The following is a 17355-nucleotide window of genomic DNA, read 5'->3' on the forward strand; positions in this document are numbered from 1 at the left end:
CATTCCTAGAATTGATTTCTAAAATGACATTGATCATTCCATTCACCCTGTCAACCCGCGAGGCCCGAAAATCTTGAGGGGCCCGCTTCGGGCGTGCCGTCGCCGGGTCGGCCTCGTCACCGAGGTCACCGCGGCACCCATGTCCTCGGCGCCGCCCGGAAAACCAGTGGGGCGCGGTCACCGCGGTTGGCTAGCCTTCACGGAGCGAAAGACAGGAGATGCCGACGTGAGGCCCAAGGGACAGGTGCTCGTCTTCGACGCCGACGACACGCTGTGGGAGAACAACTTCCTCTTCGAGCGCGTCATCGACGACTTCCTGCACTGGCTGGAGCATCCGCCCCTCGGCAAGGCCGAGATCCGCGCCATCCTCGACGACATCGAGGCGGCGAACGCCGTCACCCACGGATACGGCAGCAAGATGTTCCTGCGCAGTCTCCACGACTGCCTGGAGCGGCTGCGTGAACGGCCGTCGACCGCGGCGGAGCGCCGGCACCTCGACGACCTGGTGGTGGCGATCGTCGAGCACCGGGTGGAGCTGGTCCCCGGCGTCGCCGAGACGCTCACCGATCTCGGCAGCCGGCACGACCTGCTCCTGCTCACCAAGGGCGACCCCGAGGAGCAGCAGCGTAAGCTGGACGTCTCCGGGCTCGCCCATCACTTCCGCGACATCCACATCGTGGCCGAGAAGGCCGTCGACACCTACCTGTGGCTCGCACAGGAGCACGGGCTGGCGCCGTCGGCGACCTGGATGATCGGCAACTCGCCGAAGTCCGACATCCTCCCCGCCCGGCAGGCGGGCATGAACGCCGTCTTCATCCCGAACGACAACACCTGGGCGCTTGAGCAGACCGAGCTCGACCCCGACGATGGAGGAGTGCTGCGGCTGCGGAGGTTCTCCGAACTGCCGGACCACTTCTGAGAACGGAGGGAATCCACATATGACCACCCCGTCCCCGGAAGGTCCCACCGGGCAGGTGCGGAAGGCGCCCTCCGTCTCCTGCGTGTTCATCTGCCACGACGGCCACGGCCGGGTGCTGCTGGCCCGGCGCGGCGCCGGTGCGCGGGGCGAGCCCGGCACGTGGGACTGCGGCGCCGGGGCGTTGGAGTACGGCGAGCCGCACAAGTTCGACGAGCTGGGCTGGTTCACGCCGGACGCGCTGCCGTACCCGCTGCATTCGCAGCTCGCCGAGAGCCTCCGGCTTTTCGCTTCACGGTGAGCATGCTCCTTCTCCCATAAAGTCCGCTTCATAGAACGGGGGGATGCGCCGCATGTCATCGGAGCCTGGGCGTTTCATCGTTGTCACCGGCGGTCCGGGATCGGGTAAGAGCACGCTGATCGACCGCCTGCAGGAGGCCGGTTACGCGCGCTCGGACGAGGCGGGCCGCGGCATCATCCAGGATCAGGTGGCGATCGGCGGGCGGGCGCTGCCCTGGGTCGATCCGGACCTGTTCGCCGAGGCGATGCTCTGCTGGGAGCTGCGGTCCTACCGCCTTGCCGTGGCACATTCCGCGCTCGCCTTCTTCGACCGCGGGATCCCGGACATCGTGGGCTACCTGCGTCTCGAAGGACGCCCGGTCCCGCCGCACATCCACGCCGCGGCGCAGAGGTTCCGCTACCACCACCGCGTGCTGGTCGCGCCCCCGTGGCCGGAGATCTACGAGCAGGACGACGAGCGCAGACAGTCGTTCGAGACGGCGCGGCGGACGTACGAATCCATGGTCGCCACCTACACGGAGTACGGTTACGAGCTGGTGACGCTCCCCCGCGTGCCCGTAAGGGAACGGCTCCGGTTCGTGACCGGCTGGATCGGCTGACCGCCCCCGCCGGCTCAGGTCCGGGAGCGGGTGCCGGGTGGCGCCGGAGAGGCCTGCTCCTGCTCTCCCTCCCCCACGGTGAGCCGCCCGCGACGCCCGAGGCGGTGGACGGCGAACGCGCACGCGCCCCCCAGGGCCGACAGGACGACCCACGGCAGCGCGGTGGATCCGCTGTCCAGCAGCAGGCCGGTCAGCAGGTTGCCCAGGGCGATGCCGACCCCGGCCACGGTGTTGTAGAGGCCGTAGTGCGTGGCCACCAACCGGCCGCCGGCCAGCGAGACGACGGTGTCCATCTCGAAGGGGTAGGTCAGCGTCGTGGCGAGCGTCAGCAGCACCGCGCAGAGCAGGACCGCCCCCACCCGTGGCACGGCGGAGTGCGGCCATGCCGCACCGGTCAGCGCCAGGGGCAGGAAGGCCACCGCCATGAGAAGCAGGCCACGGGTGATGGCCTGAGGGTGGGACCAGCGGCGCCGGGCCCAGTCGGTGATGCGGAGCTGACCGGCGATGGCGACGACGGCCGAGAGCACGAACAGCACACTGACGGCACCGGCGCCGTCCAGCTGCAGCGGGAGCGCCAGATACAGCTGGAACGACAGCACGTACGAGCCGGCCATCGCCAGCGAGAACAGCAGGAACGACCGGCCCGACAGCACGGTCCGCCAGTCGGCGAGGACCCCCGCGCCGGCGGTGGCGTCGCCGGTGCGACACCGGGGCAGCGCGCGGATCTGGAGCACGGTCAGCGCCGCGAAGACGGCCGCCGCGGTCAGGCAGGCCAGCCGGAAGTCCACCGCGACCAGGGCCAGCCCGATGAGCGGCCCCACCAGGATGCCGGCCTGGTAGAAGACGTTGAACAGGGCGAACGCCTCCACCCGCCGGTCGGCGGCGTCATGGGCGAGGTAGGCGCGTACGGCCGGGTTGAACAGGGCTCCGGCGAACCCGGTCGCGGCCGAGGCGACCAGCAGGGCCGGGAGGGAGTCGACCAGTCCCAGCAGGGCGAAGCCCGCGGTGCGCAGCAGGCATCCGGCGACGATGACGGGCTTGTAGCCGAGCCGGTCGGCCAGGGTACCGCCGAGCAGGAACAGGCCCTGCTGACTGAGGTTGCGCACCCCGAGCACCAGCCCGACCGTCCAGGCGGCCATGCCCAGCCCGCCGGACAGGTGGCCGGCCAGGTAGGGCATCAGCATGTAGAAGCCGATGTTGATGGTGAGCTGGTTGAGCATGAGCAGCTGGACGCTGCGGTCGAAGGAACGCAGACGCCGCCACATCAGGAGCTCACCACCGTGGCGCAGCGGGTCCAGCGCGACACCTCGGCGTCGCCGGGGTGGGCGATCTCGTCGGGCTCGTCGGCCGGAGGGCGGTCGAGCAGGTCGTGCGCGGCGCAGTAGGCGTCGTCGAAGACCGTGGTGTAGTAGCGAGCGGGCCCGTCGGGGAAGATCGCCACGATGCGGGTGTGCGGTGGCAGCACGCGGGCGTACCACGCGGCGACCACGGTGACGGCTCCGACACTCCAGCCGCCGGTGGTGTAGTGGGTGGCGGCCAGCCGGCGGCTGGCCCACACCGCCTCGTGCGGGGCGACCCAGTGCACCTCGTCGAACGCGTCGTAGGCGACGTTGCGCGGGCGGATGCTGCTGCCGAGACCGCGCATCAGCCGGGGCCGCGCCGGCTGTCCGAAGATCGTCGACCCGGTGGCGTCCACGCCGATCAGGCGCGTGCGCGGGGAGAAGCGGCGCAGCACGTCGATGATGCCCGCCGAGTGCCCTCCGGTGCCGACGCTGCACACCAGCACGTCGACCCGGCCCACCTGGGTGATCAGCTCGTGGGCCAGCCCCGCGTAGGCGTCGACGTTGTCGGGGTTGTCGTACTGGCGGGCCCAGTAGGCCTCCGGATGGACTCTGAGCAGCTCCTCCACCCGGTCCAGGCGGGCCTGCTGCCAGCCGCCCACCGGGTGCGGCTCGGTGACGGTCTCGATGCGCGTGCCGTAGGCGGCCAGCATGCCGTGCACGATGGCCTCCATGCCGGGGTCGGAGACCACCGTGACCGGGTGGCCGTGCACGATTCCGGCCAGGGCGAGCCCCAGGCCGAAGGTTCCGGAGCTGGAGTCGACGATCATCGCGCCCGGGGCGAGCTCGCCGCGGGCACGGGCGCGCTGGACGATGTGCAGCGCGGGACGGTCTTTCAGACCGCCGGGGTTGGTCCCCTCCAGCTTGGCCCAGAAGGCCCGGCCTTCGGGGGCGAAGGGTTCACCGATCCGGCAGACAGGTGTCTTGCCCACCAGGTCGGTGAGGCGGGGCGATTGGACGTGGACAGTGGAAATTGACGACATGATGCACCCTTGTGATGGTCGTTGGTCCGTGACGGCGTGCCGGTGAGCCGCGCGTCCGGTGGACGGCGGCGCTCTGCGCGCGTCAGCAGCGACAGACCTCAAGGGTGTGGGTGAGGACGGACCGTGCCCGATATCCGTCCGGTGGAGCTCTTCCCTGCCGGCCGAGCAGGAGCGAGGCCGAGGACAGGGCGGCGGTGTCGGCCCGGGTGACGACGTGGTCCACCTGGACCGGCGGCGCGGACCACACGGCGGGGAGCACGCATTCGACCGCGTGGGCCTGTTCGCAGTGATGGTCCTGAGACGACGGGTGGGAATCGACGGTGACGGCCGCCTCGGCCCGGCACATCCGATCCTTGTACGGGATCGCGGCGTGGCTCCACATGTGGATCATCGTGATGATTCCGAGCAGCAGGACAAGCCACACGGCCACGCGTGGCTTGGTCTGATCCGCCCACTTCATACTCATATCTAGTGACTTAATGTACTCGCATCACTACCCAGAGTGAAATCGTGGGGTGGTCTTCATGTCGGGAAGTCCTCTCGGAGGGCCGTCACGACGGTGACGCGGGCCGGCCGCCGCCGGACCGTGAATCCGTCAGCGGCGGAAGCGCCGGGCGAGGTCCCGCACCGCCACCGCGAGCAGGTCGACGTCGGCCTGGGAGGTGAAAAGCGCCGGGGTCACCCGGACGCAGTCACCCTTGACGGGCCCGCCCCGCCGTACCGTGAAGATCCGGTAGCGCTCGAACAGCTGAGTGGTGAGCGCGACGTTGTCGGCCTCCGAGACGCGGCCGGCTATCCGGAACGCGGTGATCGTCCCGTACATGGCCGGCTCCTCGGGGGTGAGGATCTCCACGTTGGGAAGGTCACGCACCTGGTGGACCCAGCGGTCGCGCAGGAAACGCAGACGCGCCTGCTTGACCTCCGCCCCCAGGGTGTCGTGGAAGTCCAGGGCGGTGTCCACCGTGAGGACCGGCGCCACGTCCAGGGTGCCGGACTGGACGCGTGAGCGGATGTCGCCGGCGGGATAGGTCTCGTCGGCGTAGGCCAGGTCGATGTCGGCCAGGCGCCCCTTGCGGATGTAGAGGAACCCGCTCCCCAGCGGCGCCCCCATCCACTTGTGCAGGGAGAACCCGGCGAAGTCGGCGTCGAGGTCGCCCATGGTGAAGTCGAGCTGTCCCCACGAGTGGGCGGCGTCGACGATGACGTCGACGTTCCTTTCCCGGGCCATCTCGACGATCTCCCGTACCGGCAGCACGAGACCGGTGCGGTTGTTCATGTGGCTGAGCAGGAGCAGCCTGACCCGGGGGTGGTCGCGCAGAGCCTTGGCGTAGGCGTCCAGCGACGCCTGGCGGGTCGCCGGCTCGGGGACGGCCATCCGCTCGACGCTCACCCCGCGCCGGCCGCGCAGCCAGTTCATGGAGTACTGCATGCTGTGGTAGTCGAGATCGGTGTACATCACCGCGTCCCCCGGACGGAGCCGGCGGTAGCCGGCGATCAGGTTCTGCAGGGCTTCGGTGCCGCCGCGGGTGAGGGCGATCTCCTCCGCGAGCACGCCGAGGACGGTGGCGATACGCTGCCGCACCTGATCGGCTCTGGCCTTGTAGGTGGTGCGCAGCAGGTAGGAGTTCTGCTCGTTCAGATAGTCCACGTTGCGGTGGTAGGCCTGGCGTACCGGCTCGGGCATGATCCCGTAGTAACCGTTCTCCAGGTTGACGAAGTCCGGGCTGACCCGGTACTGCTGGGCGACGGTGCGCCAGAAGCCCTCGTCCCTGGCCAGCAGGCCGGGTGCGACCCCGGCGGGAACGACCGGCGGGGCGATGGGAGGCAACGCGGAGGCGGACGCCCGCGGAGCGAGGGTGGCGGCCAGTCCGCCGAGCCCGGCGACCATCTGACGTCTGGATATGACCATCGGAGCACTCCACGCGGGGCAGTGAGGATCCGCCCCCCGGCGGAACCTCGGGCGATTCCAGCGATCGGTCTCCAGTGTGCGTCGGTCCCGCCCCCGGGGTCCGCATCCCCGCCGTGCGGGCGTGGCGTGCCGCCCTCATCGCCGACGGGCTCCCCCGGGGGGCGGCTTGACAGCTCTTTGGTGGGGGTATGGGGACATGCGTCTACCTGCGAGGAGCTGTGTCATGACCGAGGCCCTGTCCCGTCCGGTGACCTTCCCGATGACCCGTGAAAACCCCCTGGGCCCTCCTGGGGAGACGCGACGGCCCAATATGACCGTCTACGGCGTGCACCGGCTGCCGGTCACCTGGTAGAGATCAACGGGTAAGGACGATCCGCAAGAAGGGAAGAACAATGAAGATCACAGCGGACACCGACGTCTGCATCGGGGCCGGCATGTGCGCGCTCACCGTGCCGGAGGTCTTCGACCAGAGCGAGGAGGAGGGGACCGTGGTGGTGCTCGACGGCGAGCCTCCCGCCTCGCTGGAGGCGGCGGTCCGCCGCGCCGTGCAACTGTGCCCCTCGGGGGCCCTATCCGTCTCCTGACGGGGTGGCGAGGCGGGCGGCCTGCGTGTCGCGGGCAGCGTTGAGGAGCCCGCGGGACGGGCCCGGGGTCCCGAAGTCGGCGATCACCCCGGCCGTCGCCCGCCAGATCGGGGAGGCGGGGTCGATGACGTCGAAATGATCGCCCGACATTTCGAGATATGTCACCTGATCGCCTGCGGCCTGGGCGGCTCTCGCGTACTGCCTGCCCAGGTCGACCAGGTCCAGGTCGTCACCGCCGCCCTGCACGATGAGCTGGGGCGTCCCCAGCGGGAGACGCTCCAGCGGGCTGGAACGCCCGTAGACCTCGGGCACCTGCGCCGCGGGGCCGCCGAGGGCGGCGGCGACCGCGCCGGAGCTGAGATGCCTGCGGTCGCCCTCCACCAGGTCGAGGACCCCTGCCAGCGAGACGGCCAGGCTGATCCGGGAGTCGTCGGCCGCGGCGCGCAGGGCGAGCTGCCCGCCCGTCGAGTGACCGACCGCCACGACCTGGCCGGACGCGCCCTCGGCCGCCCGGCCTATCGCCCGGGCGACATCCTCGGTCGTCGCGCCCCAGCCGTGCAGGTCGGGGCTCCGGTATTCGAGGTTCCAGGCGGCGAACCCTCGCTCGGCCAGGTCGACGCAGAGCGCGTCCATCAGGTCCGCACCCCAGATCGAGCGCCAGTAGCCACCGTGCAGCAGCACCGCGACGGGCGTCGAACCGGTGGCCTCGCGCGGCAGCCGTACGTCCGCCCACTGGTCGGGGTGGTCACCGTAGGCGACCCTGCGGGCCGGCCACCGCAGCCGGTGGACGGCGTGCCTGATCGCCCACGCCAGTCCCCAGATTCCCCGCCCGTGCAGGTGGGTGCCCGCCGTGCCGTCCACGGGCGCGGCGAGCGGGGTGTCACGCTTGGTCACGTCGAGCCAGACCGCCTGGGGATGCCCGGCGTACAGGCCCCGGATCTCGGGGTCCGGTCCGGGCAGGACGACCAGGGCGCCCGGGAAGTCCAGGGTGTCCCGGAAGCCGGACAGGTCGGAGGCCGACACCACCTTCCCGCTGACGCCGAGAGCCGCGAACTCGCGGTCGGCCACCTCGGTGAGCAACCGGAGGTCGGCGACCAGGCCGGGGCCGGCGACCACGAGCGCATTGGGATTGGGAGGGATCATCCATTTATTCTGCTCCATCCCATCCGAATTTATGGCTCCGGCGTGTATGCCTTTGCCAACAGCTCCTCCGCGTCGTCCATACAGGACTCCAGAGCGCGCAGCGCCTCGGCCGTCCGGCCGTGCTCCATGAGTTCGGCCAGTTCCATGTTGCGGACGACGAAGGGTTCGTGGAAGGCGCGAGGGTTCTTCATGTACGGCACCCGCACCTACCTGAGCCAGGACGGCGAGTCCCGCTACGCCTGGGACGGCGACGACGGGTGGAACGCGTTCTTCGTCCAGTCCGTGCGGCCCGTGGTCTACGGAGAACGGATCCGCCCCGAGCCGATAGCGAAGTTGCATTTGTAATTTTTGAGATATTTGTCAGGCGGAACATCTCTAGCCGCGAGGCTGCTGAGGCGTTAGCGTCTGCGCATGCGTCACGTTGAGATCTCCGGTAAGAGGCTCCGGCTGAGGGAAGTCACCGTCGCCGACGTGGACGCGCTGCACGCCGTCTACGGTGACCCCACCGCCACCGAGCACCTGCCGTTCGACCCGCGCACCCGCGAAGAGGTCGAGGAGCTGGTCGCCCAGGCGCTGGAGGCCGCACAGGCCGAGCCCCGGCGGCTGTACGTGCTCGCGGTGATCGATCTGGACGACGGGGAGACCATCGGCGTCGCCCGGCTGCACATCGAGGCCGACCACCCGCACAGCGCGGAGATCGGCCTCGGCCTGCGCCCCGACCACTGGGGCCGGGGCATGGGCACCGACCTGATCCGGCTGATACTGATGTTCGGCTTCCGGGACCTGCGCCTGCACCGCGTCTGGGGTGCCCGCTCCCCCGCCAACACCGCCGCCCAGCTCGCGATGCTCGTCGCCGGGATGGTCGAGGAGGGCAGGATCAGGCATCACATCCGAGCGCGCGGCGCCTGGCGCGACTCCATCGTCCACTCGGCCCTGGAGGACGAGTGGGAGGGTCACAGGGACGGCTGACCGGCCCGCGACAGCCGGCCGGGAGAGCGCCCGGCGCCCGGTGGCTCGGGGGTCGCGACGTCCGGTGCTCGGCGCGGCCCCGGACGGACCGCTCATGCGTCCGGCACGACGCCGCACACGGCGGCAATCCCCTCCGCGGAGGATGTCGTGACGGAATTGCTCCCATATTTGGCTACAAAGAGAGCCAAATGGGCCTAGAGTCCGCGCATGTGAGTGAGAGTTCCATCCTCCCCGTACGCGGACGCGCCGTCCGACCCTCCGGCCGGCACCGCAGGCCCGTGCCCTCCCAGCTCCCACCCGAGGCACCCGCCCTGGTGCTGACCACGCTCGGCGACGCGACAGGCGCCGCCGCCGAGCTGGCCGCCCTCATCCGGGGCGACCATCCGCAGATCGAGGTCCACCTGGCCGGTCTCGGCGAGGACGGCAAAGCGCTGACCGCCGGGCTTGAGGCGGCCGCCCGCGAGCGTCCCGAGGACGGCGTCGCCGCCATCGTGGTACCGCTCCTGACCGGACCGCACCCGGTCGCGGACCGGCTGATCGCCGCCACGGTCGCCGCCAGCGGGGCATCGGTGACGGTCACCGAGCCGCTCGGGCCACACCCGCTGCTCGCCGAGGCCCTGCACATCCGCCTGGCCGAGAAAGACCTGGCGAGGGCGGACCGGATGCGGCTGCTCAACGTCTCCAGCCCGGTCGACGCGGTGATCCTCGCCACGGTCGGCGGCGAGAACGCCGCGGTGGAGGCGCAGTCGACAGCGGTGCTGCTGGCCTCCCGGCTGACGCTCCCCGTCCTGGTCGCCTCCCTTGACAGCGCTCCCGGCATCACCGACGTGGCCGAGCGGCTGCGCACCATCGGCGCCCAGCGCATCGCCCTGTCCCCGTGTGCCATAGGCCCCGAGATGGCCTCCGACCTCGCGAGCGACGCGGCGGCGGAGATCGGGGCCGACTGCGCCGACCTCCTGGGCGCGCACGGCCTCATCGCCGAACTCGCCGCCCGCGCCTACGGGAGCGTTCTGGCCGCAGACCGGCAGGTATGAGCCGCGGACCGGCGTGAGAGGTCCCCTCCGGCGGGTAATGAGAACTCGTACTCACCAGGGTAATGAGAACTCGTACTCACCAGAGGGGACCGACCATGCTGTTCGGAAAAGAACACGTTGACCGTTACCGTGCCACCGACGGTGCCGAAGGGCACGAGTGGCAGGGCACCACGGCTCTGATCCTGACCACGACGGGCCGCAAGAGCGGCGAGCAGCGGGACACCCCGCTCATCTACCAGCGCCACGGCGACGACTACCTCGTCGTGGCGTCCAAGGGCGGGGCCGACGCCCCGCCAAGCTGGTATCTCAACCTGCAGACCAACCCGGAGGTCGAGGTCCAGGTGCTGGGCGACCGGTTCAGAGCCCGGGCCCGCGTCGCCACCTCCGAGGAGAAGCCGGAACTCTGGCCGATCATGGCGGCTGCCTGGCCGGCCTACGACGAGTACCAGACGAAGACCGACCGCGATATCCCGGTGATCGTGCTGGAACGCGTCTCATCCTGATCCGGCACGCTCGCCGGCTCTCAGGCCTCCAGCCAGACGTAACCGGCGAAACGGCCGGTCGTCCGATCCCGGCGGTGGGAGAAAAGGCCGGGGGTCTCCATGGTGCAGCGCGTGTCGTGGGTGACCTCTCCGACGCCCGCCTTGGCGAGCTGCGAGGTGATGGCGGCGCGCAGGTCGAGGGCGGGGGTGTCCTGACGGGTGATCGACCACGCCTCGGGGAGGACGGCCGCGACCTCGCCGCGCATCTCGGCGGGGACCTCGTAGCAGGTGCCGCAGGCCATCGGGCCGATCAGAGCGGTCATGTCCGCCGGCTCGGCGCCGTGCGCGGCCATCTCCGCGACCAGAGCGGGGACCACGCCGAGTACGGTGCCGGCCCGCCCGGAGTGCGCGGCCCCGACCAGGCCGGCCCGCGGGTCGGCCAGCAGGACGGGGGCGCAGTCGGCGCACAGCGCGGCCAGACCGAGACCGGGCACGTCGGTGAAGATCCCGTCCAGGGGCGGCGGGTCGTCGCCGAACGGCTCGCTCACGTATCGGACGTCGGCGCTGTGGACCTGCCGCATGAACACGACCCGGTCCAGGCCGAACTCGGCCGCGGTCATGGCCCTGTTGGTGGCGACCGCCTCCAGGTCGTCTCCCGACCCGGCTCCGAGGTTGCGGCTGCCGTACGGTCCGGCGCTGACGCCGCCGTGTCGGTCGGTGATCCTCGTTTGAACGTTCACGGCCCCGACCTTACTCGCCCCAGGAACCTCCCTCTTGGGGTGTTCGTTACGCAAGTACGCAGATCCCCCGAGAGATTGCGAGCATCATGGCACAGATCGCGTATGACCGGAAGGAACAGCTCCAGCAGATCGAGAGTGCTCTGATGCCGGGTGAGCAGATCATCGCCGTCTATGACGCCATCGGCACGGGGACCGGCTTCCTGGGCCTCACCGACAAGCGTGTGATCGTGCAGGACAAGTCCTTCGTGGGCAAGAAGATCGCCATCACGAGCATCCCCTACAGCAAGGTCTCGGCGGTCAGCGTGGTGAGCAACAAGTCCCTCGCCGGCTCGTTCTTCTCCTCCGGGGCCATCGCCATCCACGTGGGCACCCACACCTACGAGGTGGAGTTCCGGGGCGACAACAAGGCCCACCACGTCCACAACGTGATCTTGCATTTCATCAGCGGCTGACCCCCTTGACGGGTCAGTCGCGCGGCGGCTCATCGGCGGGGAAGTCGGACGCGGCGGCGCCACCCGAGCTCGCGGCCCCACTCCGGCCGCGCGCAGGTCCCGCCGGCATCACCGGCCGTGTCAGGGCCGCAGGACCGACCGGTAGAGATCCATCGTCCGCTCGGCGATCCGCTCCCAGGAGAAGTGCTCCACTGCCCGGACCCGCCCGGCCCTGCCCATCTCCGCGGCGAGCGCCGGGTCGGCGAGCAGCCGGTTGACCTGTGCGGCGAGGTCGGCGGCGAACCGCCCGGGGTCGTCGGGGGTGCCGTCGGCGGCGGACTGGGCGATCGGGACCAGCAGGCCGGTCGAGTCGTCGTCCACGACCTCGGGGATGCCGCCGGTGGCGGTGGCCACGACGGCGGTCTCGCAGGCCATCGCCTCCAGGTTCACGATCCCCATCGGCTCGTAGACCGACGGGCAGACGAACACGGTCGCGTGGGTGAGAATCTGGATCACCTCGGAGCGCGGGAGCATCTCCGAGATCCAGATGACGCCCTCCCTGTCCAGTCCCCGGACGAGCGCGGTGACCTCGGCGGCGATCTCCGGAGTGTCGGGGGCTCCCGCGCAGAGCACCAGCTGGGCGTCGGGATGGAAGTCCCTGGCCGCGTGGAGCAGGTGGACCAGACCCTTCTGACGGGTGATCCGTCCCACGAACACGACGTACGGCCTGCCCACGTCGATGCCGTGCTTGACCAGGACGCCGGTGTCGTGGTCGGGGGTGTACTCGCCGGTGTCGATCCCGTTGTGGATCACGGAAACTTTTTCCGCCGCTATTTCGGGGTAGCTGGCGAGCACGTCGCGTCGCATGCCCTCCGACACCGCGATGATCGCGTCCGCGTCCGCCAGCGCGCTCCGCTCGGCCCACGACGACAGCGTGTAACCACCGCCGAGCTGCTCGGCCTTCCACGGGCGCAGCGGCTCCAGGCTGTGCGTGGTCACCACGTGCGGCGTGCCGTACAGCATCTTCGCCACGTGACCCGCGAAGTTGGCGTACCACGTGTGGCTGTGGACCAGGTCCGCGCCCTCGCAGCCGGCCGCCATCTCAAGATCCACACCAAGGACCTGGAGTGCGGCGTTGGCCGCCTCCAGCCCAGCGGGCACCCGGTAGGCGTCGACACCGTGCTCGGGCCGTGACGCTCCGAAGCAGCGGACCCGGGCGTCTGCCAGGCCGCGCAACTCCCGGGCGAGATATTCGACATGGACGCCGGCTCCGCCGTATACCTCGGGCGGATACTCACGGCTCAGCAGATCAACGCGCATGCGATCAGCCTAGTGTTTCAGCCCTGTTCGTCAGGTTAAGGTCCTGATATGAGAGTCCTCGCGATCGTGCTCGCCGGCGGTGAAGGCAAGCGGCTGATGCCGTTGACGGCTGACAGGGCCAAGCCCGCGGTGCCCTTCGGGGGGATATACCGGCTTGTCGATTTCGTGCTGTCGAACCTGGCCAACGGCCAGTACTGGCAGATCGTGGTGCTGACGCAGTACAAGAACCACAGCCTTGACCGGCACATCTCCCGGACCTGGCGGCTGTCGTCGATGCTGGGCAACTACGTCACGCCGGTCCCCGCGCAGCAGCGGCTCGGGCCGCACTGGTTCTCCGGCTCGGCCGACGCCCTGTTCCAGAACCTGAACCTGATCTACGACGAGATGCCCGACCACGTCATCGTGTTCGGGGCCGACCACATCTACCGGATGGACCCCCGGCAGATGGTGACGCAGCACATCGACTCCGGCGCCGAGGTGACCGTGGCGGCGATCCGGCAGCCGCTGACGCTGGCCGACCAGTTCGGAGTGATCGAGACCGACCCCACGGGGCGGCGGATCACGGCGTTCCGGGAGAAGCCCAAGGACGCGGTGGGCCTGCCGGACGCGCCCGACCAGGTGTACGCGTCGATGGGCAACTACGTCTTCAAGACCCAGGCGATGCTCGACGCGCTCCGGGAGGACGCGCTCGACCCCACCAGCAAGCACGACCTCGGCGGAGACATCATCCCGATGATGGTGAAGTCGGGGAGCGCGGAGGTCTACGACTTCGCCGACAACGTCGTACCGGGCTCCACCGAACGGGACCGCGGCTACTGGCGTGACGTCGGGACCCTCGACGCCTACTACGAGGCGCACATGGACCTCATCTCGGCGCATCCGGTCTTCAACCTCTACAACAACCAGTGGCCCATCTACACCGGCCATGACCCGCTCCCCCCGGCGAAGTTCGTGCACAACGACGGCGACCGGGTCGGCCGGGCGATCGACTCACTGGTCTCGGCGGGTGTGATCGTCTCCGGCGGACTGGCGGAGCGATCCATCCTCTCCCCCGGCGTGGTGCTGCACTCCCACGCCCAGGTCGAGGACTCGGTGCTGATGGGAAATGTGAAGGTGGGCCGCGGCGCCATCGTCCGCAAGGCCATCGTCGACAAGAACGTGATCATCCCGGACGGCGCCAGGATCGGCTTCGACCTCGAATACGACCGCAGCCGCTTCGCGGTGACCCGCAACGGCATCGTGGTGATCGGCAAGAACGAGATCGTCGAACGCTGACACGCGCCCCGGAATCCCGATGCTCCGTGGTGGGCGGCATCCCATAGGGCATGTGATCTGCGAACCACCCGGACCGGGTCTGCCCGGTCCGGGGGCCGCCCCGGGAGCGGGGCGGCCCGCGGACCGGCACGCTAGTTGGCCGAGGGCTTCTCCGGAAGCCGGTCGAGGATCGCCTGGAACATGGCGGCGTTCGACGTGGCCAGCGCGTCGACCCTTGTGCTCAAGTCGTCGATCCGGCCCTCCAGCTTGTCGATCCGGCCGTTCACGATCGCGAACTGGTTGTCGATCGCCGTGAACCGGTCATTGATCGCCGCGAACCGGCCGTCGATCGCCGTGAACCGGCCGTCGATCGCCGTGAACCGGTTGTCGATCGCCGTGAACCGGTCGCGCATCTCGTCGCGGAGCAGTTCGACCTTGGTGTCGACCTCCGACACCCGGCGGTCGACCTCCGATACCCGGTTTTCGACCCGCCCGAGGCGCTCCGCCACCAGGTCCAGCCTGCCGTAGACAGGTGTCAACGCATCGTAGGCGCGGAGCGAGGCTCGCCGTCCACAATCGGTGCTGAGCACCATGAAGTCGTTCTCCAAGCGGGTTACCCGCTCCTCCGTCGTGGCCATGAGGATGTCCTCCGGATTCGAAATGCAGCGTAGCCGGGATACGCCGGTGAGGACGGGAACTGGGGCGCGGGTCCTCACGAGAAACCATCTTGGGACCTTGCGGAGCTCTCCACTTCCATCTCTCCGAGATCAGGACGAGCCGCCCCGCCATTAGGGGAGAAATCCCCTTCCAGGTAGGAAGACACGCCGGGCTGAGGGGAGAAAACCTTCCGACAGCGCAGCCGAATCGCCGTCGAACGCTCCCCCTTCTCCCTTCTCCCGAAGAATCCAATTGACGGAGTGAGCACTCACTCCGCACGATGAGTCCATGGAAACTCCCCCTCCCCCGCGCCGTGCGCCGGGCATGGGCCTGGAGCGGCGGCGCCATATGATCGTGCGGTCCGCCCTCCCCCTCGTCGCCGAGTACGGCGCCGCCGTCACCACCAGCCAGATCGCCCGGGCCGCGGGGATCGGCGAGGCCACGATCTTCCGGGCGTTCACCGACAAGGACGAGCTGCTGGACGCCTGCGTGCTCGAGGCGCTCCGTCCCGACCACGTGCTGGAGCAGCTCGCCGCGATCTCACTCGACCAGCCACTGATCGCCCGCCTGACCGAGGCCGCCGACGCCATGCAGGCGCACACGGCACGGATCGGCACCGTCCTCGGCGCCCTGCACGCCTCGGGCCGCCGTTCCCGTGACCGTCGTGCTCCGCTCTCCCCTGCGGGGGGCGTGGCCGGGGGGCCCGCGGACCACCCGGCCACGTCCACGGAAGATACGGCCCAGAGCCCCGCGGACGGCCCGGCGGGCAAGGGAACCATGCCCGGACCTGCGGACGGGACCTCTCCCCCGGAGCAGGCGGGCAGGACTCACGGCCCGGGCCGTGAGAACTCGGCCAGGCAGACCCACGAGGCGCTGGTCGAACTGTTCGAGCCCGAGCGCGACTCGCTCCGTCTCCCCCCGGAGCGTCTGGCGGCGATCTTCCTCCACCTGATGATGTCCAGCGCCCGCCGTCCGCTGGGCGGCCCGCAGGTGAGCAACGACGACATCGTGAACCTGTTCGTGCACGGCGCCCTGACCTGAGAGGACCGCAATGGCCGTCACCCTGAACCACACCATCGTCCCCGCCGTCGACAACGAGCGGGCCGCCCGGTTCTTCGCCGGCGTCATGGGGCTCACCTGCCTGCCGCCCGCCGGGGCGCGCGGCCACTTCATCCCCGTCCAGGTCAACGACTCCCTGACCCTCGACTACATGACCGTCGAAGTCCCCGAGGGACACCACCTGGCCTTCGACGTGGACCCCACCACCTTCGACGAGATCCTCGCCCGGCTTCAGGAGACCGGCGTGCCGTACGGCAACAGTCCCGCCGACCCCGCCAACGGCCGGATCGACCACCCGCTCTGCCCTCGCGGCCTGTTCTTCGTCGACGAGGCACGCAACCTCTACGAGGTGATGTCCCCCGGATGAGGGAGCGTCCCGGGGATCAGGGGAACATCGCGTCACGCGTGGCGGGACGGCCGGTCCGCGATATGGCGATGCGACGGCCGCCGGAAAGCCCGGCCCCGTCAGGGATCTTCACGGGATAGGTTCTCTCGTGACTCTCCCATGACCGTGCGGGCAGAACACCCCCAAGCAAGTGAGGCCGGATGTTCGGAATCATTCGCCCCTGCCGTGACCACTCCTGCCCGTCGTTGCACCGGGCCTGGATGGCACACCTGTGCGGGCTGTGCCTGACTCTGCGCGACGGGCAGGGCCAGGGGGCGCGGCTGGCCACCAACTACGACGGGCTGATCATCTCGGTGCTGGCCGAGGCGCAGAGCCCGTCCACCTCCCCGCACCGGACCGCCGGCCCCTGCGCGCTGCGCGGGTTCAGGTCGGCGGACGTGGTGGACGCGCGGGCCGAGGGAGTACAGCTGGCCGCCACGGTCTCGCTGGTCCTCGCCGCGGGAAAGCTGCGCGACCACGTGGCCGACGGCGACTCGGCTCCCGGCACCGGCCTGGCCTGCCGGGGGCTGGCGGCCCGCTGGGAGGCGGCCGGAGCACGGATGGGCACCTCGGTCGGCTTCGACACGGCCGTGCTGGCCTCGACGGCCGAGCGCCAGCTCGAACGGGAGGGCACGCGAGGGATCACCCTGCTGGAGCTGACGGTCCCCACCGAGGAGGCGGTCGCCGCCGCGTTCACGCACACCGCGCTGCTGGCCGGCAGACCCGGCAACGCCGTGCCGCTGGCGGAGGCGGGCCGGTTCTTCGGCCGGATCGCCCACCTGCTGGACGCCGTGGAGGACCAGGCCGAGGACACCGCGCGCGGCGCCTTCAACCCGCTGACCGCCACCGGCACCACCCGGCAGGAGGCACGGCGGCTCTGCGACGACGCCGCGCACGGCCTGGAACTGGCCCTGCGCGAGCTGGACCTGACCGAGCGGCACCTGGTGGATGTGCTGCTCGGCACCGAGGTCCGCCGGGCCGTCGACCGGACGTTCGCCCACTCCGGCAAGCAGCCCGGGGTCGTCGGCACGGCGGCGGCCGGGATGGCGACCCTGCTCACCTGCGGGATGTGGCGGCCGGAGTGGAGCAGCAAGAGCGGGCAGCCGGGCGAGGACCGCTGCTACCTGCGCGGCTGCGAGTGCTGCAGTGGATGCGACGGCTGCTGCGACTGCTGCAGCTGCTGTGAGGGGTGCAGCTGCAGCGAAGGGTGCGACTGCGGCTGTGACTGCGGTTGACTTCCTCCCTACGGC

Annotated in this window: 23 protein-coding genes; 14 read left to right on the top strand and 9 right to left on the bottom strand. The window is 70.1% G+C overall.

Going from position 1 to position 17355, the window contains the following annotated elements; genetic code table 11:
• Positions 1 to 226: 226 nt before the first annotated feature.
• Genes FHR32_RS33345 through FHR32_RS33355 form a run of 3 tightly spaced genes read left to right on the top strand, consistent with a single transcriptional unit; the run spans position 227 to position 1815 of the window.
• Entirely contained in the window at positions 227 to 919 is a 693-nt protein-coding gene (locus FHR32_RS33345) for an HAD family hydrolase (protein ID WP_312882814.1), read from the top strand.
• A gap of 19 nt (positions 920 to 938) precedes the next feature.
• Entirely contained in the window at positions 939 to 1217 is a 279-nt protein-coding gene (locus tag FHR32_RS33350; protein WP_184758468.1) for an NUDIX hydrolase, read from the top strand.
• Positions 1218 to 1269: 52 nt separating this feature from the next.
• The gene (locus tag FHR32_RS33355) at positions 1270 to 1815 is read left to right on the top strand and encodes an AAA family ATPase (RefSeq protein ID WP_184758469.1); all 546 of its coding nucleotides are present in this window, start codon (positions 1270 to 1272) and stop codon (positions 1813 to 1815) included.
• 14 nt (positions 1816 to 1829) lie between these two features.
• Here FHR32_RS33355 and FHR32_RS33360 read toward each other — a convergent pair whose 3' ends face one another.
• From FHR32_RS33360 to FHR32_RS33375, 4 genes are all read right to left on the bottom strand, one after another.
• A complete protein-coding gene (locus FHR32_RS33360) occupies positions 1830 to 3080 on the bottom strand; it encodes an MFS transporter (RefSeq protein ID WP_184758470.1) in 1251 nt (416 codons plus the stop codon).
• A complete protein-coding gene (locus FHR32_RS33365; protein ID WP_184758471.1) occupies positions 3080 to 4138 on the bottom strand; it encodes a PLP-dependent cysteine synthase family protein in 1059 nt (352 codons plus the stop codon). Before FHR32_RS33365 ends, FHR32_RS33360 begins: the two co-directional genes overlap by 1 nt.
• An 82-nt stretch (positions 4139 to 4220) precedes the next feature.
• Complete coding sequence (locus FHR32_RS33370; RefSeq protein WP_184758472.1) at positions 4221 to 4568, bottom strand: hypothetical protein; 348 nt, start codon at positions 4566 to 4568, stop codon at positions 4221 to 4223.
• A 165-nt stretch (positions 4569 to 4733) separates the two neighbouring features.
• Positions 4734 to 6047: an aminotransferase class V-fold PLP-dependent enzyme gene (locus FHR32_RS33375; protein WP_184758473.1), complete on the bottom strand. Its 1314-nt coding sequence runs from the start codon at positions 6045 to 6047 to the stop codon at positions 4734 to 4736.
• A gap of 223 nt (positions 6048 to 6270) precedes the next feature.
• On the opposite strand from FHR32_RS33375, the gene FHR32_RS46255 reads away from it, so the two are divergent.
• Both FHR32_RS46255 and FHR32_RS33380 read left to right on the top strand, forming a co-directional pair.
• On the top strand, positions 6271 to 6399 hold the full coding sequence (locus FHR32_RS46255) for a hypothetical protein (protein WP_281391112.1): 129 nt from the start codon (positions 6271 to 6273) through the stop codon (positions 6397 to 6399).
• Between the two features lie 40 nt (positions 6400 to 6439).
• Positions 6440 to 6631 carry a ferredoxin gene (locus tag FHR32_RS33380; protein WP_184758474.1) on the top strand — a complete coding sequence of 64 codons (192 nt, stop codon included), beginning with the start codon at positions 6440 to 6442 and terminating at the stop codon, positions 6629 to 6631.
• Here the strand turns inward: FHR32_RS33380 and FHR32_RS33385 are convergent.
• Together FHR32_RS33385 and FHR32_RS33390 are read right to left on the bottom strand one after the other, a co-directional pair.
• Positions 6617 to 7774, bottom strand: coding sequence for an alpha/beta hydrolase (locus tag FHR32_RS33385; RefSeq protein ID WP_184758475.1), 1158 nt, complete (start codon positions 7772 to 7774; stop codon positions 6617 to 6619). The genes FHR32_RS33380 and FHR32_RS33385 overlap by 15 nt on opposite strands.
• Positions 7775 to 7803: 29 nt before the next feature.
• Positions 7804 to 7965 (bottom strand): hypothetical protein, encoded by a 162-nt coding sequence (locus FHR32_RS33390; RefSeq protein ID WP_184758476.1) that lies wholly within the window; start codon positions 7963 to 7965, stop codon positions 7804 to 7806.
• Here FHR32_RS33390 and FHR32_RS33395 point away from each other — a divergent pair.
• From FHR32_RS33395 to FHR32_RS33410, 4 genes are all read left to right on the top strand, one after another.
• On the top strand, positions 7964 to 8119 hold the full coding sequence (locus FHR32_RS33395) for a hypothetical protein (protein ID WP_184758477.1): 156 nt from the start codon (positions 7964 to 7966) through the stop codon (positions 8117 to 8119). The genes FHR32_RS33390 and FHR32_RS33395 overlap by 2 nt on opposite strands.
• 66 nt (positions 8120 to 8185) lie before the next feature.
• Entirely contained in the window at positions 8186 to 8743 is a 558-nt protein-coding gene (locus FHR32_RS33400) for a GNAT family N-acetyltransferase (protein WP_184758478.1), read from the top strand.
• 209 nt (positions 8744 to 8952) lie between these two features.
• On the top strand, positions 8953 to 9777 hold the full coding sequence (locus tag FHR32_RS33405) for a sirohydrochlorin chelatase (protein ID WP_312882815.1): 825 nt from the start codon (positions 8953 to 8955) through the stop codon (positions 9775 to 9777).
• Between the two features lie 95 nt (positions 9778 to 9872).
• The gene (locus FHR32_RS33410; protein ID WP_184758480.1) at positions 9873 to 10280 is read left to right on the top strand and encodes a nitroreductase family deazaflavin-dependent oxidoreductase; all 408 of its coding nucleotides are present in this window, start codon (positions 9873 to 9875) and stop codon (positions 10278 to 10280) included.
• 20 nt (positions 10281 to 10300) lie between these two features.
• On the opposite strand, the gene pgeF is transcribed toward FHR32_RS33410, so the two are convergent.
• A complete protein-coding gene (gene pgeF / locus FHR32_RS33415) occupies positions 10301 to 10999 on the bottom strand; it encodes a peptidoglycan editing factor PgeF (protein WP_184758481.1) in 699 nt (232 codons plus the stop codon).
• An 86-nt stretch (positions 11000 to 11085) separates the two neighbouring features.
• Between pgeF and FHR32_RS33420 the strand changes: the two genes are divergently transcribed.
• Positions 11086 to 11451, top strand: coding sequence for a PH domain-containing protein (locus FHR32_RS33420; protein WP_184758482.1), 366 nt, complete (start codon positions 11086 to 11088; stop codon positions 11449 to 11451).
• A 120-nt stretch (positions 11452 to 11571) separates the two neighbouring features.
• Here FHR32_RS33420 and glgA read toward each other — a convergent pair whose 3' ends face one another.
• The gene (gene glgA / locus FHR32_RS33425; RefSeq protein ID WP_184758483.1) at positions 11572 to 12750 is read right to left on the bottom strand and encodes a glycogen synthase; all 1179 of its coding nucleotides are present in this window, start codon (positions 12748 to 12750) and stop codon (positions 11572 to 11574) included.
• A gap of 48 nt (positions 12751 to 12798) precedes the next feature.
• Between glgA and glgC the strand changes: the two genes are divergently transcribed.
• On the top strand, positions 12799 to 14025 hold the full coding sequence (gene glgC, locus FHR32_RS33430; RefSeq protein WP_184758484.1) for a glucose-1-phosphate adenylyltransferase: 1227 nt from the start codon (positions 12799 to 12801) through the stop codon (positions 14023 to 14025).
• Positions 14026 to 14156: 131 nt separating this feature from the next.
• Here glgC and FHR32_RS33435 read toward each other — a convergent pair whose 3' ends face one another.
• The gene (locus FHR32_RS33435) at positions 14157 to 14642 is read right to left on the bottom strand and encodes a hypothetical protein (protein WP_184758485.1); all 486 of its coding nucleotides are present in this window, start codon (positions 14640 to 14642) and stop codon (positions 14157 to 14159) included.
• Between the two features lie 307 nt (positions 14643 to 14949).
• On the opposite strand from FHR32_RS33435, the gene FHR32_RS45025 reads away from it, so the two are divergent.
• The 3 genes from FHR32_RS45025 to FHR32_RS33450 all read left to right on the top strand — a co-directional run bounded on the left by FHR32_RS45025 (position 14950) and on the right by FHR32_RS33450 (position 17340).
• The gene (locus FHR32_RS45025; protein WP_246468086.1) at positions 14950 to 15702 is read left to right on the top strand and encodes a TetR/AcrR family transcriptional regulator; all 753 of its coding nucleotides are present in this window, start codon (positions 14950 to 14952) and stop codon (positions 15700 to 15702) included.
• 10 nt (positions 15703 to 15712) lie between these two features.
• Positions 15713 to 16087 (top strand): VOC family protein, encoded by a 375-nt coding sequence (locus tag FHR32_RS33445; RefSeq protein WP_184758486.1) that lies wholly within the window; start codon positions 15713 to 15715, stop codon positions 16085 to 16087.
• 179 nt (positions 16088 to 16266) lie between these two features.
• Positions 16267 to 17340 carry a DUF5685 family protein gene (locus FHR32_RS33450; RefSeq protein ID WP_184758487.1) on the top strand — a complete coding sequence of 358 codons (1074 nt, stop codon included), beginning with the start codon at positions 16267 to 16269 and terminating at the stop codon, positions 17338 to 17340.
• The last annotated feature ends 15 nt before the right edge of the window (positions 17341 to 17355 follow it).

It is taken from the genome of Streptosporangium album, from assembly GCF_014203795.1.
Classification (GTDB): Bacteria; Actinomycetota; Actinomycetes; order Streptosporangiales; family Streptosporangiaceae; genus Streptosporangium; species Streptosporangium album.

Excerpts from the sequence above, each read along its gene's own strand:
- FHR32_RS33445 (WP_184758486.1), top strand. The coding sequence starts at position 15,713 with ATGGCCGTCACCCTGAACCACACCATCGTCCCCGCCGTCGACAACGAG.
- FHR32_RS33365 (WP_184758471.1), bottom strand. The coding sequence starts at position 4,138 with ATGTCGTCAATTTCCACTGTCCACGTCCAATCGCCCCGCCTCACCGAC.
- FHR32_RS33410 (WP_184758480.1), top strand. The coding sequence starts at position 9,873 with ATGCTGTTCGGAAAAGAACACGTTGACCGTTACCGTGCCACCGACGGT.
- glgC (WP_184758484.1), top strand. The coding sequence starts at position 12,799 with ATGAGAGTCCTCGCGATCGTGCTCGCCGGCGGTGAAGGCAAGCGGCTG.
- FHR32_RS33385 (WP_184758475.1), bottom strand. The coding sequence starts at position 7,774 with ATGATCCCTCCCAATCCCAATGCGCTCGTGGTCGCCGGCCCCGGCCTG.
- FHR32_RS33395 (WP_184758477.1), top strand. The coding sequence starts at position 7,964 with ATGTACGGCACCCGCACCTACCTGAGCCAGGACGGCGAGTCCCGCTAC.
- FHR32_RS46255 (WP_281391112.1), top strand. The coding sequence starts at position 6,271 with ATGACCGAGGCCCTGTCCCGTCCGGTGACCTTCCCGATGACCCGTGAA.
- FHR32_RS33355 (WP_184758469.1), top strand. The coding sequence starts at position 1,270 with ATGTCATCGGAGCCTGGGCGTTTCATCGTTGTCACCGGCGGTCCGGGA.
- FHR32_RS33420 (WP_184758482.1), top strand. The coding sequence starts at position 11,086 with ATGGCACAGATCGCGTATGACCGGAAGGAACAGCTCCAGCAGATCGAG.
- glgA (WP_184758483.1), bottom strand. The coding sequence starts at position 12,750 with ATGCGCGTTGATCTGCTGAGCCGTGAGTATCCGCCCGAGGTATACGGC.
- FHR32_RS33380 (WP_184758474.1), top strand. The coding sequence starts at position 6,440 with ATGAAGATCACAGCGGACACCGACGTCTGCATCGGGGCCGGCATGTGC.
- FHR32_RS33400 (WP_184758478.1), top strand. The coding sequence starts at position 8,186 with ATGCGTCACGTTGAGATCTCCGGTAAGAGGCTCCGGCTGAGGGAAGTC.
- FHR32_RS33375 (WP_184758473.1), bottom strand. The coding sequence starts at position 6,047 with ATGGTCATATCCAGACGTCAGATGGTCGCCGGGCTCGGCGGACTGGCC.
- FHR32_RS33390 (WP_184758476.1), bottom strand. The coding sequence starts at position 7,965 with ATGAAGAACCCTCGCGCCTTCCACGAACCCTTCGTCGTCCGCAACATG.
- FHR32_RS33350 (WP_184758468.1), top strand. The coding sequence starts at position 939 with ATGACCACCCCGTCCCCGGAAGGTCCCACCGGGCAGGTGCGGAAGGCG.
- FHR32_RS45025 (WP_246468086.1), top strand. The coding sequence starts at position 14,950 with ATGGAAACTCCCCCTCCCCCGCGCCGTGCGCCGGGCATGGGCCTGGAG.
- FHR32_RS33450 (WP_184758487.1), top strand. The coding sequence starts at position 16,267 with ATGTTCGGAATCATTCGCCCCTGCCGTGACCACTCCTGCCCGTCGTTG.
- FHR32_RS33435 (WP_184758485.1), bottom strand. The coding sequence starts at position 14,642 with ATGGCCACGACGGAGGAGCGGGTAACCCGCTTGGAGAACGACTTCATG.
- FHR32_RS33360 (WP_184758470.1), bottom strand. The coding sequence starts at position 3,080 with ATGTGGCGGCGTCTGCGTTCCTTCGACCGCAGCGTCCAGCTGCTCATG.